This is a genomic window from Ferrimonas sp. SCSIO 43195 (assembly GCF_023716685.1).
Lineage (GTDB): Bacteria > Pseudomonadota > Gammaproteobacteria > Enterobacterales > Shewanellaceae > Ferrimonas > Ferrimonas kyonanensis.
In genome coordinates, this window is the sequence record NZ_CP072679.1 from 3,835,132 (window position 1) to 3,849,182 (window position 14,051).

At 54.3% G+C, this 14,051-nt stretch carries 14 protein-coding genes; 8 read left to right on the top strand and 6 right to left on the bottom strand.

Annotated elements, in window-relative coordinates; translation table 11 throughout:
* The gene (locus J8Z22_RS17665; RefSeq protein WP_252007282.1) at window positions 1-831 is read right to left on the bottom strand and encodes a Hachiman antiphage defense system protein HamA; all 831 of its coding nucleotides are present in this window, start codon (window positions 829-831) and stop codon (window positions 1-3) included.
* Window positions 832-1,445: 614 nt separating this feature from the next.
* Here J8Z22_RS17665 and J8Z22_RS22250 point away from each other — a divergent pair.
* The 3 genes from J8Z22_RS22250 (at window position 1,446) to J8Z22_RS17680 (ending at window position 4,955) form a co-directional block, all read left to right on the top strand.
* On the top strand, window positions 1,446-1,691 hold the full coding sequence (locus J8Z22_RS22250) for a transposase (protein ID WP_371878024.1): 246 nt from the start codon (window positions 1,446-1,448) through the stop codon (window positions 1,689-1,691).
* A 953-nt stretch (window positions 1,692-2,644) separates the two neighbouring features.
* Window positions 2,645-3,058, top strand: coding sequence for a hypothetical protein (locus J8Z22_RS17675; protein ID WP_252007284.1), 414 nt, complete (start codon window positions 2,645-2,647; stop codon window positions 3,056-3,058).
* Between the two features lie 976 nt (window positions 3,059-4,034).
* A complete protein-coding gene (locus J8Z22_RS17680; RefSeq protein ID WP_252007286.1) occupies window positions 4,035-4,955 on the top strand; it encodes a DUF5692 family protein in 921 nt (306 codons plus the stop codon).
* Between the two features lie 144 nt (window positions 4,956-5,099).
* Here the strand turns inward: J8Z22_RS17680 and syd are convergent, their stop codons facing one another.
* Window positions 5,100-5,723, bottom strand: a complete 624-nt coding sequence (gene syd / locus J8Z22_RS17685) for a SecY-interacting protein (RefSeq protein ID WP_028112107.1) — start codon at window positions 5,721-5,723, stop codon at window positions 5,100-5,102.
* 57 nt (window positions 5,724-5,780) lie between these two features.
* Between syd and queF the strand changes: the two genes are divergently transcribed.
* The 3 genes from queF to J8Z22_RS17700 all read left to right on the top strand — a co-directional run bounded on the left by queF (window position 5,781) and on the right by J8Z22_RS17700 (window position 8,491).
* The gene (gene queF / locus J8Z22_RS17690; RefSeq protein ID WP_252007295.1) at window positions 5,781-6,635 is read left to right on the top strand and encodes an NADPH-dependent 7-cyano-7-deazaguanine reductase QueF; all 855 of its coding nucleotides are present in this window, start codon (window positions 5,781-5,783) and stop codon (window positions 6,633-6,635) included.
* 105 nt (window positions 6,636-6,740) lie between these two features.
* Window positions 6,741-8,120: a tRNA 5-hydroxyuridine modification protein YegQ gene (gene yegQ, locus J8Z22_RS17695; protein WP_252007296.1), complete on the top strand. Its 1,380-nt coding sequence runs from the start codon at window positions 6,741-6,743 to the stop codon at window positions 8,118-8,120.
* 119 nt (window positions 8,121-8,239) lie between these two features.
* Complete coding sequence (locus J8Z22_RS17700) at window positions 8,240-8,491, top strand: YfhL family 4Fe-4S dicluster ferredoxin (RefSeq protein ID WP_028112110.1); 252 nt, start codon at window positions 8,240-8,242, stop codon at window positions 8,489-8,491.
* 4 nt (window positions 8,492-8,495) lie between these two features.
* Here J8Z22_RS17700 and J8Z22_RS17705 read toward each other — a convergent pair whose 3' ends face one another.
* Window positions 8,496-8,933 carry an SCP2 domain-containing protein gene (locus J8Z22_RS17705; protein WP_051252449.1) on the bottom strand — a complete coding sequence of 146 codons (438 nt, stop codon included), beginning with the start codon at window positions 8,931-8,933 and terminating at the stop codon, window positions 8,496-8,498.
* A 132-nt stretch (window positions 8,934-9,065) separates the two neighbouring features.
* Between J8Z22_RS17705 and J8Z22_RS17710 the strand changes: the two genes are divergently transcribed.
* Together J8Z22_RS17710 and J8Z22_RS17715 are read left to right on the top strand one after the other, a co-directional pair.
* Window positions 9,066-10,061, top strand: coding sequence for a peptidase U32 family protein (locus J8Z22_RS17710; RefSeq protein ID WP_028112111.1), 996 nt, complete (start codon window positions 9,066-9,068; stop codon window positions 10,059-10,061).
* 12 nt (window positions 10,062-10,073) lie between these two features.
* Window positions 10,074-10,928 carry a U32 family peptidase gene (locus J8Z22_RS17715; RefSeq protein ID WP_252007298.1) on the top strand — a complete coding sequence of 285 codons (855 nt, stop codon included), beginning with the start codon at window positions 10,074-10,076 and terminating at the stop codon, window positions 10,926-10,928.
* On the opposite strand, the gene J8Z22_RS17720 is transcribed toward J8Z22_RS17715, so the two are convergent.
* The 3 genes from J8Z22_RS17720 to proB form a co-directional block, all read right to left on the bottom strand.
* Window positions 10,849-11,538 (bottom strand): hypothetical protein, encoded by a 690-nt coding sequence (locus J8Z22_RS17720; RefSeq protein WP_051252453.1) that lies wholly within the window; start codon window positions 11,536-11,538, stop codon window positions 10,849-10,851. The two genes, J8Z22_RS17715 and J8Z22_RS17720, sit on opposite strands and share 80 nt — an antisense overlap.
* Window positions 11,539-11,640: 102 nt before the next feature.
* Complete coding sequence (locus tag J8Z22_RS17725; protein WP_252007300.1) at window positions 11,641-12,891, bottom strand: glutamate-5-semialdehyde dehydrogenase; 1,251 nt, start codon at window positions 12,889-12,891, stop codon at window positions 11,641-11,643.
* Window positions 12,888-14,006: a glutamate 5-kinase gene (proB, locus tag J8Z22_RS17730; RefSeq protein WP_028112113.1), complete on the bottom strand. Its 1,119-nt coding sequence runs from the start codon at window positions 14,004-14,006 to the stop codon at window positions 12,888-12,890. The genes J8Z22_RS17725 and proB overlap by 4 nt, the downstream gene beginning before the upstream one ends.
* Between the last annotated feature and the right edge of the window lie 45 nt (window positions 14,007-14,051).

Consider the following 14,051-nt stretch of genomic DNA (forward strand, 5'->3'; position numbering starts at 1 on the left):
TTACTCCATCACCATTTTTAGTGCTTCGTCAAAGCTACTCTTAACAAGCTGGGCTGGGTTATCTTCACCATACGATACTATGACAAGGTTTTTATTATTTGAGTTTAGGTTTTTCTCTATGGTCTTATATATAGAAGATTCACTGTGATAAAAGCCCACATATGTGACTGGAGTTTTTTGGGTATGAAGGCTTGTGATCAAATCATCAATTTCGTTTGCTAAAAATTCATCTCCCATTTCTTCCAGTCTATCGCTTACAAAGGTCAAAGATATGGGTAAGTTCTTATTCGATAACGATTCAATAATATCATCTAAAGCTTTTTTGCTTTTAGTTGCTCTGAATTTTGCCTCACCCATTATCACTCTATTTTGAATGTTATTTTTTTCAAAAAGTAATAAATCATCACCTTTCATAGACTGCTCTACATTTGGGTTGTACCTCAATTTGTACACAAGGACTTCCAAACCTGATGTTTCAGTAAGATATTCTGCAAGGATTATTTCGCCTAAATTTCCTTTTTGCGTAATTTCAGACTTAATAGGAAAAGGAACTTTTCCTTCCATATACTGAGCAAAACCATGTTTATCTAGAATTTTCTTTTTCTTTTCTATTCTAGCGATACGAGCTTCGCTTGCATGATGTTTAATTATCCATTGAGATAGGTGATCAGCCAAAGTCATGCTGCTGATTCCTTTATTTGTAAGCTTTCTATGTTTTTTATTAGCTGTTGCAAGTGTATCTTCACACTCAAACCAATCAAAAAACAATCCCGAACCAGGGTGTTCACCGATTAACTTACTTTGAGCTGTTGTTTGTTTTTTCACGCTCATAATTAACCTATATTTTTCAGATTTATACGTTGCAAGTCACTAATCATCAAATTCAAATCAGTTTAGTGTATCATCTTTACCTTCTGCTCATCAGATAATAATGTAGAAAATCAGACGCTTACAGCGAATCTTGGTCAATTGCAAAGGTCAATAAATCATTGTCAATGTGGCTGTAGCAAGCTTTGGGGCATCCGGTGTTGAAGCTCAATGACCGTTTTGTGCTGTGGAGACGTCACTCCTAGAACCTAACCGGAAGACCCCTTCGTGGCGGCAGGAGTCCCTGAATCTGAGTCAGTCAGGCCTACCTGGTGCCCAACGCTCGGTTCGGCACAAATTCCGGTCATTCATGGTCGATGTCTTACAGCATAGTGTGACTTCTTCATCATACGTTCTCCCTTTGGCTCAGTGTAAGCCGGAAAACTCTGATGTGGAATGCCCTGAGTTTAGCGGTTGTTTACAGATGCCTCACAGCTATAGTGTGACTAACCCCCTATAAAACATCCGCTAGAGGGTTTATCTTAATCACCTATGAAAAATCCGTTAGTTACAGCTATGGACTGCCCACGGTTGATTAGACACCTTCAGACTATTCTTTGAGCACTGGAGGAACCAGGATGAGCAACAAACGATACGTGCCAGAATTCAAAGACGAAGTCGTCAAGCAAGTTGTTGAGCTGGGTCATTCCGTTCAGGAAGTATCAGAGCGGTTGGGTGTTTCGGCCCATAGTGCCTATAAGTGGGTCAAGGCGGTTAAGCAAGACAAGTCTGATACTGATCAGGCAGAGTTACCCACAAGGCCATCAAGGAGCAGTGAACGACTTCGATACGTTAACCCAATGAAACCAGGAGATTTTGGGTAGTAGTTGGCGTATGTTTAGAGTGGTGAAATACTGACGATGTTAACCTATCAGTTGTTGTACTTAAGGTTGTACGAATACTTTAGAAACACTGGGGACGGCTTACCCCGCTACCTTTTAGAACTAAAGACAAATGTTGTTTTTTGTTTGATAGAGGTGGCTATTTTTGCTGGGAGCTTAACTCACTTTCTCTTATGGCAAGATTTTAGCTTGGGTGAAGAGGGTAAGTTTATTTATGTGTTCTTAGTTGTGCTTGTTGTTCTGGTTAACTTGTATTTGTTTTCTGGAGCCAGAATGCAGAGAGCTATAAGTAAGTATGAAGAGCTGTGTTCATCCGAAAAATCACGATTGACTCTAGGTATCTTAGTTTTTCTATTCGGTGGGTTTGGGTTATCGTTTGCTGTTCTGTTGAGTTTTGGATAAAAGTAGTTGTCCGCAAATTCAACTCTGAAATGCGACAGCCGAGAAGGTGTTTTTTGAACAGGGTTAGTTCAGGTTCCACCTGACATATAGGCCTGAAAGCGTATAGTTACCAGATTTGCTTGTGATGAAAAATTGAATAAATCAGCGGTAATTCTTGCAGTTTATGTGTAGCCAAACGTATGGCTGATGGGTCCTCGCCCCAAAAGCGTTTTACCTTATGTCTGAATGACTCCTATGTGGCGTGCGCTGCCTGTCAACCAGGCTGCTCCTCCAACCCCAGAGGCATGATCCCGTGATAGCTCGCTTCAGGCGCCACAACCGTTCATTGAGCCTGTACGCAGATGACTGTGGACATGAACTCTAAGTTTCACTATAGGAACAGCGAAAATGCCGAGTTAAGTTATTGATTAAGTGAGATTAGCTTGCTAACGTGTTCTCATGTTCGCCAGTGTTAGTACGAATTTTCACTTTCACCAAGCTATGCGGAATTCACACTAATATACTTTTATCCATCGTATGAGGAATCGCGGTACATGAAGAAGATAATTAGCCGTTTCCTTGTAAACTTTGGAGCTGCGATATTTTACCTTTGGCTAACCATAAAGGTATGCGGACTTGCTATTTCTTACTTGGAAGTTGATCTACCCGATTTGTGTGTATACGAAGAAATCAATAAAGTTATATCTCCAAATGGCAAATTGATAGCAAAGTACGGCTCATCAGATTGTGGTGCTTTCTCATCCACAGAAAGTGGTGTGTTGATTGAGAATATAGAAACTGGTGAAGTGTATCGCGGATTGCTAGGAATAAGAGATACCCCAAATGAATTTAGAATCGAATGGGAATCAAATAAACGGCTCGTTTTCCATAATGTACCCATAGATAAGTTGATTTGGTTTAATCAAAAGTACGAATCTGGTGTTTCACTAGTTATAGAAAATGACTGATAACAAGCCACTGCAAACGGGTCAGGATCAGTCAGGATCAAAGCAACGGGTTTGGCTGGATGTTGTATAACCAACCGCTATGCCCCACAGAGTTGTGGCGTTATATTTATCGAATGCAAGGAGTGAGTTAATGTTACCGCGCTGCCAAAAATGTTCAAAAAAACTGTCTTTACGTTGGTTTTTGACTTCATTTGTCGAAACAAAGTGTAGATGCACCAAGTGTAATACCTTACATGAATTCACACGCCGCCGCGGATTTGTCAGTTTTTATTGTGCTGTAATGATAATTTTTTGCATGCAATTATTTGATGAGACTATTCAAGATGGCGAACTTAGATTTTTACTCTTTACTGCCGTAATACTTGCTATTGGTTCACTCGTTCCTGGTCAGTATAGATTAAGTAGTCACCAGAGTAGTAAATAAATGAAACAAGGTGCGCAGATAGTGGATGAAGCTGCCCCATTTTACATTACGCCAAAGCCAATGACCGCAATGTGGCGAGAGCAGCCACTCAACCAGGCAACGTGCCGCAGCGCGAAGGCCGGGCTGTTGCCTACGTGCTAATAAGGCATCTTTCTTTGGGTTTCCACCGACTCAAGAAGAGATCTGCAGAGCCTCTTGGAATACATTTCAAGCCGAGCTTATGCTCCTTACCGTCGATATTATTGATGGCAATACCGAGTCAATTAGGTAAACACGGTGATATTTAACCAATGAAAATAGTTTAAAGGCTGTTCAAATTCGGTTTGAATTACATTAAGAAGAGTATTTACCTTATCCTGTCTAGAGTGGTGATCATGGTAACAAAAGTTTGCACTGGTTATAATTCACACAGCCTGAATTGATCCATATCAGTTCTAATAAAAATCACCAGCGCATCATTTGAAGGGATACGTACTTTACTGATAAACGATTTTTTGGATGGGGGAGTTCCGAAAATCAAATTCGCTTTTACTGTGAATAGGATTTAACGCTATGCTCTTATTTGAAACTATCTCTATTGAGGCTGCCCTGGCCTGGTTTGCCATTCTCATGGCACTTATCCTCCTGAACGAAGTAACTCGTTACAACAAGCAAATGGGGATTCTCTTCTTCGTGTTATTACCCATTGCATTAACGCTATTCGTGTGGCCAACGACATCAGGAACCGACAGCGGTGCGCAAACCGCAAACTGGTTTGCCTGGATAAAAACCTATTCTGCGCTAATCGGCTGCTACATTGGTTTAGGCTTGCGATTCTCTAAACGCCTGCAAGCAAATAAATGGTGGTTGTTATTGGCGCCAGGCATCTTAGCCATCAACATTCTTGAAGCCGTGATTCGCGAAGTTGAGGTGGTTGGAATGCAAGGGATCACCGAAGGCATGTTTTATATGGGTGGCCCCTGGAACTACGTCAACGCACTCGCCGGAATTATCAATATCCTGTGTATCAGCGGCTGGTTTGGCATCATCATATCGAAAGACAAACACCATGATCTCGTTTGGCCGGATATGCTGTGGTTCTGGATCATTGCGTATGATTTGTGGAACTTCGCCTATGTCTACAATTGCCTGACTGACCGAGCCTTCTTTAGCGCGGCCTTGCTAATCTCCTGCACAATTCCAGCATTTACCACCAAACGTGGAGCATGGGCGCAACACCGGGTTCATACCTTAGCCTTATATATGATGGCCATGATGACCTTCCCAAGCTTCTTTATCGAAAGCAGTATGGCAGTACCCTCCACTCACGATCCTGTCGCCTACTGGTCGGTGAGCATAATTGCTCTTGCATTTAACGTGTGCGTACTCGTATACCAAGTTAACACCATCATTAAGCGTAAGAAGAATCCCCTTACTGAAGACATCTACGATCACTTTGCAGAACACCAAGCTATCGTAAGAGCGAATCGTTGATTTGAGCGAAGGCCGGGTTAGCCGGCCTTCTTTTTAACCTGCTGCATTACACATTTGTACTCGTGTGATGTTCGCTTATTTTCAGGCTCGGCCGCCTCTCATTAAAAAGACGAGCCCCACCAGCGCGCGAATCTCTACGCCGCACTAACGGCCCCGCAGATGGCCCCACATCACCTTGAGTCGCTCCACAAACCCCGGCCTTGGTGCCATTTCAACGGGGGTCGGTTCCGGCATGATCACCCTGGGAGCGATCTGGCTCAGCAGTTCAGACAGGTTGTCCGCCAGCTTCTGATGCGGCTCCTGCCCGGGAATCTCCAGCCACAGGCTGCCATCGGCATTGTCCATCACCACCATGGCATCAGACTGTTCCATCAGCCCCACAAACCAGGTCGCCGGTTGCTTGAGGCGTTTTTTCATCAGCGCGTGCCCCACCAGGTTCTCCTGCAGGAAGGCAAAATCATCCTGGTTCCAGGGCTGCAACAGCTCACCACTGCCAAACTCGGCGTCAAACTGCAGGTTGCCGGCAAAGAAGTGACCGTAGAACGCCTGCAGATCCGGGTGTACCGGCAACTCCAGCGCCGGCTCCAGGTTGGTAAACGCCCCCAGCGGCTGCTGAGCCACCGCCTGCCAGTGCTGGCCCAGCTCATGCTCCGACACCGCCGCCGGTCCGGCTTCGTCGCGGTCGGTTACCGGCAACTGGCCGTGGGTAGACTGCCAAGCGTGGCGAAAACGGTCGAAAAACTGCTCTAATGCGGCACTGTGGTTCATAGATTCCGGGTCACTGGGGTAGAATAGAGGATTATTGTGCCACGAATCGGAAACGTTATGACAGATCATCACGATCCCTACCATGGGGCCGACGCCCTGTCGGGATTAACTCTGGGTCAGCAAACCCAGTATCAGGACCAGTACGCCCCAGAGCTGTTGCAAGGGGTGCCACGGCAACTGAACCGTGATGCCATCGGTCTCGGCGATGCCCTGCCCTTCACTGGCGCCGACATCTGGACCGGCTTCGAGCTGTCCTGGCTCAATGCCAAGGGCAAGCCCATGGTGGCCATTGCCCATTTTGCCCTGCCGGTCAGCTCCGCCAACCTGGTAGAGTCCAAGTCGTTCAAGTTGTACCTCAACAGCTTTAACCAGACCCGTTTCGACAGCGTCGACGCGGTGCGCGAGGCTCTGGCCAAGGATCTGAGCCAGTGTGCCCAGGGCGAGGTGTCGGTGCGCATTGTCCTGCCGGATGCCTTTGGCGCCGAGCCTCTGGTGGAGCTTGAAGGGGAGCTGATCGACGACCTGGACATCAGCATCGACGACTACCAGTTCAACCCGGATTACCTCAGCGGCGCCGCCGCTGGCGAGGTGGTGGAAGAGACCCTGCGCTCCAACCTGCTCAAATCCAACTGCCTGATCACCTCGCAGCCGGATTGGGGCAGCGTCCAGATCCGCTATAAAGGTGGCCGCATCGACCGGGAAAAGCTGCTGCGTTACCTGATCAGCTTCCGTCGCCACAACGAGTTTCACGAACAGTGTGTGGAGCGGATCTTCATGGACCTGAAACGCTACTGCGGTTGCCAACGGCTGACGGTGTACGCGCGCTACACCCGTCGCGGCGGCCTCGACATCAACCCGTTCCGCAGCGACTTTGAAGCCCTGCCAGCCAACCACCGTCTGGCCCGCCAGTAAGCGGCAATAGCCACAAGTTGGCAATGGTTATTTTATAATCAAATTTGCATCCGCAGGCGGGCATTCTGTAGAATGCCCGCCGCCCTGAAGAGCTATAGGAATACCATGTTTAAGCCAGAACTGCTGTCCCCTGCGGGAACCCTGAAGAATATGCGCTACGCGTTTGCCTACGGTGCCGACGCGGTGTACGCCGGTCAGCCCCGCTACAGCCTGCGAGTGCGCAACAACGATTTCAACCTGGACAATCTGGCGACCGGCATCGACGAAGCCCACGCCCAGGGCAAGAAGCTGTACGTGGTTTCCAACATCGCTCCTCATAACAGCAAGCTCAAGACCTACCTGCGCGACATCGATCCGGTGATGCAGATGAAGCCAGACGCGCTGATCATGTCCGATCCCGGGCTGATCATGATGGTCAAAGACGCCTACCCGGATCAGCCTATCCACCTGTCGGTGCAGGCCAACGCCATCAACTGGGCCAGCGTCAAATTCTGGCAGCGCCAGGGCATTGAGCGGGTGATTCTGTCACGGGAACTGTCTCTGGACGAGATCGAAGAGATTCGCATGCAGTGCCCGGAGATGGAACTGGAAGTGTTTGTGCACGGCGCCCTGTGCATGGCCTACTCCGGCCGTTGCCTGCTGTCCGGTTACATCAACAAGCGCGACCCCAACCAGGGCACCTGCACCAATGCCTGTCGCTGGAACTACAACGTTCACGAAGCCAAAGAGAACGAAGCCGGTGACGTGGTCGCCGTCAACCCGCAAACCGACGCCGGCCAGCCACAAATCGTGCAGCCGACCCTGGGCGCCGGTGCCCCCAGCGACCAGATCGTGCTGCTGCAAGAGGGCAACCGCCCCGGCGAGTACATGCCCGCCTTTGAAGACGAGCACGGCACCTACATCATGAACTCCAAGGATCTGCGTGCCATTCAGCACGTGGAGCGCCTGAGCAAGATGGGCGTGCACTCGCTGAAGATCGAAGGCCGTACCAAGAGCTTCTACTACGTTGCCCGTACCGCGCAGCTGTACCGCAAGGCCATCGATGATGCCGCCGCCGGTCGACCGTTCGATCCCAATCTGATGCTGTCGCTGGAATCCCTGGCCCACCGTGGCTACACCGAGGGCTTCCTGCGTCGCCACACCCACGACGAGTACCAGAATTACGACTACGGCTACTCGGTGTCCGAGAAACAGCAGTTTGTCGGCGAATTCACCGGCGAGCGCAACGCGCAGGGCCTGGCGGAAGTGCTGGTGAAAAACCGCTTTGAGATTGGCAACAGCGTCGAGTTGATGACCCCACAGGGCAACCTCAACCTTAACCTGGAGCACATCGAAAACCGCAAAGGTGAAACCATGGAAGTGGCGCCGGGCAACGGCCACACCGTGTACCTGCCGCTGCCGGAAGAGATCAATCTCGGCCACGCCATCCTGATGCGCAACCTGGACGAGGGGCAGACCACCCGTAACCCCATCAAACCAGCCTAGCGCCGCACCGAACAGGCAACCAAAAGGGCACCCTCGGGTGCCCTTTTTGCTCTGTGCTGACTCGCAACTAAACTTATGGTAAAGTCGCCGCCCTCTCTCGCAATCGAACCGGAACGATAATGGCGTTAATCATCCTCGACAGCTGCATCAACTGCGACATGTGTGAACCTGAGTGTCCCAACCAGGCCATCAGCATGGGTGAGGAGATCTATGAGATTGATCCGGACCGCTGCACCGAGTGCGTGGGCCACTACGACAAGGCCACCTGCGTCAGCGTCTGCCCCATCGATTGCATCGACCCGGATCCTGAGCACCAGGAAGACGACGCCACCCTGATGGCCAAATACCTGATCCTCACCGGCAAGGCCTGAGCGCCTAGCCGAACGGCCCTTTCAGCAACCGCTGACACCAAGGCAATAGCGACTGCGGCAACGGCGGCAGCAGGCTGACCCGCCCCAGCAGGGCTTTCAGTTCCATCGCCAACTCAGTCTCACCGCTCATCTCCAGCTGACGCTGAAAAAACAGCCCATCGGCATCCCCCTGGCCAAAAGCCAGGAAGGTGAAGGCGCTGAGGCTGCCATCGAGCAGGGCGTCTTCGCTGCCATCGGCCCAGTCAATCTGCCAGGCGCCGTCTTTCAACCCCAGCGACACCGCCATCGGCATCCCCCTCAGTTGAATGGCGATCCGTTTGCCTTGCAGAAAATCAAGGTCTCCCTGGCGCCGCAAATCATCGAAGCGCAGCTTCAAAACCTGCTGTAAAACCAAGGCGATGGGAGTAAGCGGTGGGGTAAAATGGGGCAGAGTATGGGTCACCTAAACGTCCATTATTAGGTCAAAAAACGCATTGTAAATAAGATCTTCGTCACAATCAGTGTTCAGGATCAAAGTCTGGTTTTCTGTTTCCGGTAAATTGGCCAAATCCACAAATTCAGTCGAGTTTAAGACATGGAACTTCTGGCTCCGGTTGCCAACCTGGCGGCCCTGGACAACGCCCTGGACGCGGGCGCCGACGCGGTCTACGTCGGCCTGAAAAACGACACCAATGCCCGCAGTTTCGCCGGCATCAACTTCACCGCCGAGGAACTGCAACAGGCCAGTGAACGCTGCCACCAGCGCGGCAAGGTGCTGATGGTGGCCATCAACACCTTTCCCCAACCCGGTCAGGAGCAGCGCTGGCAACAGGCGGTGTGCACCGCCGCCGAAGCCGGTGCCGACGCCCTGATCATGGCCGACCCCGGCCTGCTGGCCTTCGCCGCCTGCCACTACCCGGACACCGAGCGCCACCTGTCGGTACAGGCCAGCGCCGCCAACCTGCCGACCCTGAAACTGTTTCACGAGCAGTTTGGCATCACCCGGGCGGTGTTGCCCCGAGTGCTGGACATCGACACCGTCGAGGCCATTTGCGCCGACAGCCCGGTGGAGATCGAGGTGTTTGCCGGCGGCAGCCTGTGCGTGATGGCCGAAGGCCGATGCCAACTGTCGCATTACGCCTGCGGCCACTCCCCCAACTCCGGCGGCGCCTGTTCCCCCGGCGCGCTGGTGAGCTGGGAGACGCAGAACCACAGCCGCGACGTGCGCCTCAATGGCCACCTGCTGGATCGGGTCGCCCCCAACGAGCCCGGCGGCTACCCGACGGTGTGTAAGGGCCAGTTTGTGGTCGAAGGCAAAGCCCTCTACCCCATCTCCCGCCCCTGCTCCCTGTCCACCTTGCCACTGCTGCCCCGCTTTGGCCGTGCCGGCGTCGCCGCCCTGAAACTGGAAGGACGCCAGCGCAGCCCCTACTACACCCGCCAAGTCACCCAGATCTGGCGCCAGGCCATCGACCGCTGGCGCCAGGATCCGGATGGCTATCGCAGCGATCCCCACTGGCAGGGACAACTGAAACAATTGGCAGAGGGCAGCCTGATCACCACCGGCGCCTATCTGGGCAGCTGGCACTGATAAGGAACCTCGATGAAACTGTCATTAACCCTGAACAGCTGGCCCCTGAGCCGCCAACAGCAGCAACAACAGCTGCAGCAACTGAGCCAGTTGAGCGTCGACCGGGTCTATCTCGGCGAAACCGTGTGTGAAAAGCGCGACCGACCGGCGCTGCGCACCCTGCTGGAGTACGCCGAAACGGCCAGCCACAGTGGCAAGCAGGTGGTGCTGTCGACCCTGAACCTGGTTAACGGCCCACGGGAATTGAAACTGGTGGAGAACGTCTGTCGCCAGTCGGAGTTTCTGGTAGAAGCCAGCGACCTGACGGCGGTGCAGCTGATGGCGGAGCAAAAACGGCCGTTCTGGGCCAGTGCCAACCTCAACCTGTACAACCTCGACAGCCTTCGCTGGATGCAGAGCCTGGGTGCCATCGGCTTTACCCCGCCCATCGACATCAGCGATGACAATGCCGTCCGCTTAATCGCCGAGTCCAGAGAGTCGCTGATTGCGCCGTTGTCGGCGGAGATGATTGGCTTCGGGTGGCCGGTGTTGGCGGTGTCCGCCCGCTGTGCCACCGCCCGGATTCAGGGGCGCAACAAGCAGCACTGCGACAAAATCTGCCAGCAGAGGAGCGTGCCGCTGGCCTCCACTCTCGAGGGCCAGAATCTGCTGCACATCAACGGGCCACAGTCACACGGTGCCCGCCCGGTAGACCGCCTCGACGCCGTCCATTACTGGCAACAACAAGGGGTAGAATGGATGCGGCTGGTGCCCGGCCCCAGCCTGGATGCCGACTGGTTAAGCCACCTTAGTGAGGATCTGGCCGCTGCGGCTCCGTTTCGCCGTCACGAAATACCAGCACCAACGCATAAAACAGCCATAGGGTAACCGACACCAGCAACAGCCACCCCAATAACGCCGGCCACCAAATCAGTGGCCGTTCGGCCCCAAACAGGCCAAAGGGGTAGCGGTCCTGCAGCACCAGCAGGGCGTCATCCCGAAACAGCAGGTTGGAAGCAAACAGCGCCGCCGCCACCGCCGGAACCACCCCCCAACGCGGCGGCTTATCCACCAGGATCGAGCGGCAGTAAAACAGGGCGCAGATAATGGTCATGGCATAGAAAGCCATCATCGCCTTGGAATGCAGGGTACCGACGTTGACCGGAAACAGACCGCAACCGGACAAACACAGGCTCAGCAGCACTCCACACACCAACAGGGGCGAACGAAAGCTCCTGTTGATCAACCAGTTACTGAAGATAAACGACAGGGTCAGCGCCAAACCGCCGAAAAACAGGCCGCCGTTCACCAGCACCGCCAGCGGCGAGGTGCCGTAGCGTCCCAGCTCCGACAGGCTGTGGTTCAGAAAACTGAACGACTCGCCGCTCTCCCCCTGATACACCAGTGCGGCAATCAAAGAGGGCAACAGCAACAAAGCCAGGGCGGCAATGCCGATACGGTTGGTCAGTCGAACCAGAGGACGGTGCTGAAATTTCATACTTTTTCCGCTTTGGGCAATGCTGCACAGTGTACCCGCTCAGGGAGATTGAGCAAACTGCGGCGGCGCGGCCGAATGCAGCGCCGCCGAGAAAGGAAGGGCTTATTGACGCACGGTGTAGTCGCCGACGCCCAGCCACTTGTAGGTGGTCAATGCCTCCAGCCCCATGGGGCCGCGGGCATGCAGTTTCTGAGTGCTGACCGCCACCTCGGCGCCCAAACCAAATTGGCTGCCATCGGTAAAGCGGGTGCTGGCGTTGATGTACACCGCTGCCGAATTGATGCTGGCGGCAAAATAGTGCGCCACCGCCATGTCCGCGGTCAGGATCGACTCAGAGTGATCGCTGGAGTGGGCCCGAATGTGGTCAATGGCCTGCTCGACGTCATCCACCACCTTGATGCCCAGGGTCAGAGACAACCACTCACGGTCGAAATCACCGTCACCGGCGGGCGCCACCTCGATCAACCCACGGCTGCGCTCACAGCCCAGCAGCGTCACCTGCTGAGGGGCCAGTCGCGCCTGCAGCGCCGGCAGCAGGGCATCGGCCACCTCGGCGTTCACCAGCAGGGTGTCCAGGGCGTTGCACACCGTCGGCCGCTGCACCTTGGCGTTTTCGATCACCGCCAGTGCCTTATCCAGATCGGCGCTGGCATCCACATACAGGTGGCAGATGCCGATGCCGCCGGTGATCACCGGAATGGTGGCCTGCTCCTTACACAGCTGATGCAGACCGGCGCCGCCACGGGGAATGATCATATCCACGTAGCGATCCAGCTTCAGCAGCTGGGTCACCAAAGCTCGGTCCGGGTTGTCGATCAGGCCGATGGCGGCCTCGGGTAAGCCGTGCTCCGCCAGGGCCCGGTGAATCACCGCCACCAGCGCCAGATTACTGCGGCGGGTCTCCTTGCCACCCCGCAAAATGGCGGCGTTGCCGGTTTTCAGCGCCAGCACCGCGATGTCGATGGTGACATTGGGCCGCGCTTCGTAGATCACTCCGACCACCCCCAGGGGGATGCGGCGACGACTCAGGCGCATGCCGTTGTCCAGCAGCTTGCTGTCGATGTCCTCGCCCACCGGATCGGCCAAGCCGATGACGGTCTGAATGTCGGCGCAGATCGCCGCCAGTCGCTGCGGCGTCAGCAGCAACCGATCCAGCATGGCGTCATCCAGGCCGGCGTCGCGGGCATCGGCCAGATCCTGACCATTGGCCGCCAGAATCTCCGCCTCGGCGGCACCGATGCCGTTAATGATGCTGGTCAGCAAGGCGTCTTTCTGGGGGCGACGCAGTGACATCAGCGCAAAGCTGGCCTTGCGGGCCGCCTGGCCCAGAGTACTTAATTCGTTGTTAGTCATAGAATCACCAAATCGTTGCGATGCACCGCCACGGTGCCGTAACTGAAGCCCAGGTGCTGCTCAATCTGATCCGAATGGCAGCCCAGAATTTTGGCCAGGCTGGCACCGTCATAACGGGCGATGCCACGACCGATGATGCGGCCATTCTGGTTGCAGATGTCGATGGTAGCGCCGCGCTGGAACCGCCCGTGCAGCGCCACGATGCCCTTGGGCAACAGGCTGGACCCCTTATTCACCAAGGCGCGTACCGCCCCTTCGTCGACGGTCACCGAACCGGCACTGGAAGGCGCCGCCAGCAACCACTGCTTGCGGGCATCCAGGGGCTGGGCATCGGCGCAAAAACGGGTACCGACCGACTCGCCCAGCACCAACCGCTCGATCACCCCTTCGCTGTGACCGGCGGCGATCGCCACCGGAATTCCGGCCCGCTGGGCCACGTCGGCGGCTTGCAGCTTGGTGGCCATGCCGCCGGTGCCCAGGTTGGTGCCACTGCCGCCGGCCAGTTTGCGCAGCTCATCGGTGATGCGGTTCACCTCGGAGATCAACTCGGCCTCGGGGTTGGAGCGGGGATCGGCGGTAAACAGCCCCTGCTGGTCGGTCAGCAGAATCAGCTTGTCGGCGTCCGCCAGCATCGCCACCAGCGCCGACAGGTTGTCGTTATCGCCGACCTTGATTTCTGCGGTGGCCACGGCGTCGTTTTCGTTGACGATGGGCACGATGCCAAAGTTCAGCAGCGCGTGCAGGGTGTCCTTGGCGTTGAGGTAGCGCTCGCGATCGTCGAGATCGGCCCGGGTCAGCAACATCTGCCCCACGTGCATGCCGTACAGATTAAACAGGTGCTCCCACTGCTGAATCAGATGGCTCTGCCCCACCGCCGCCAGCATCTGTTTGCTGGCCACGTTGTTGGGCAGGCTCGGTTGTCCCAGATGCTCCCGTCCTGCGGCGATGGCACCGGACGTGACCAGAATCACCTCGCAGCCGCCGCGTTTCAGGCGAGCCATCTGGCGCACCAATTCAACCATGTGGGCCCGATCCAGGCACTCTCCCCCAGAGGTGAGAACACTGGTTCCAAGCTTAACCACCACGCGTTTATAGGACGTTGATAAAGAAGACATCGTACTGACAGTTAGAGACACATCCCTCCTTTATAACTCAGGCCA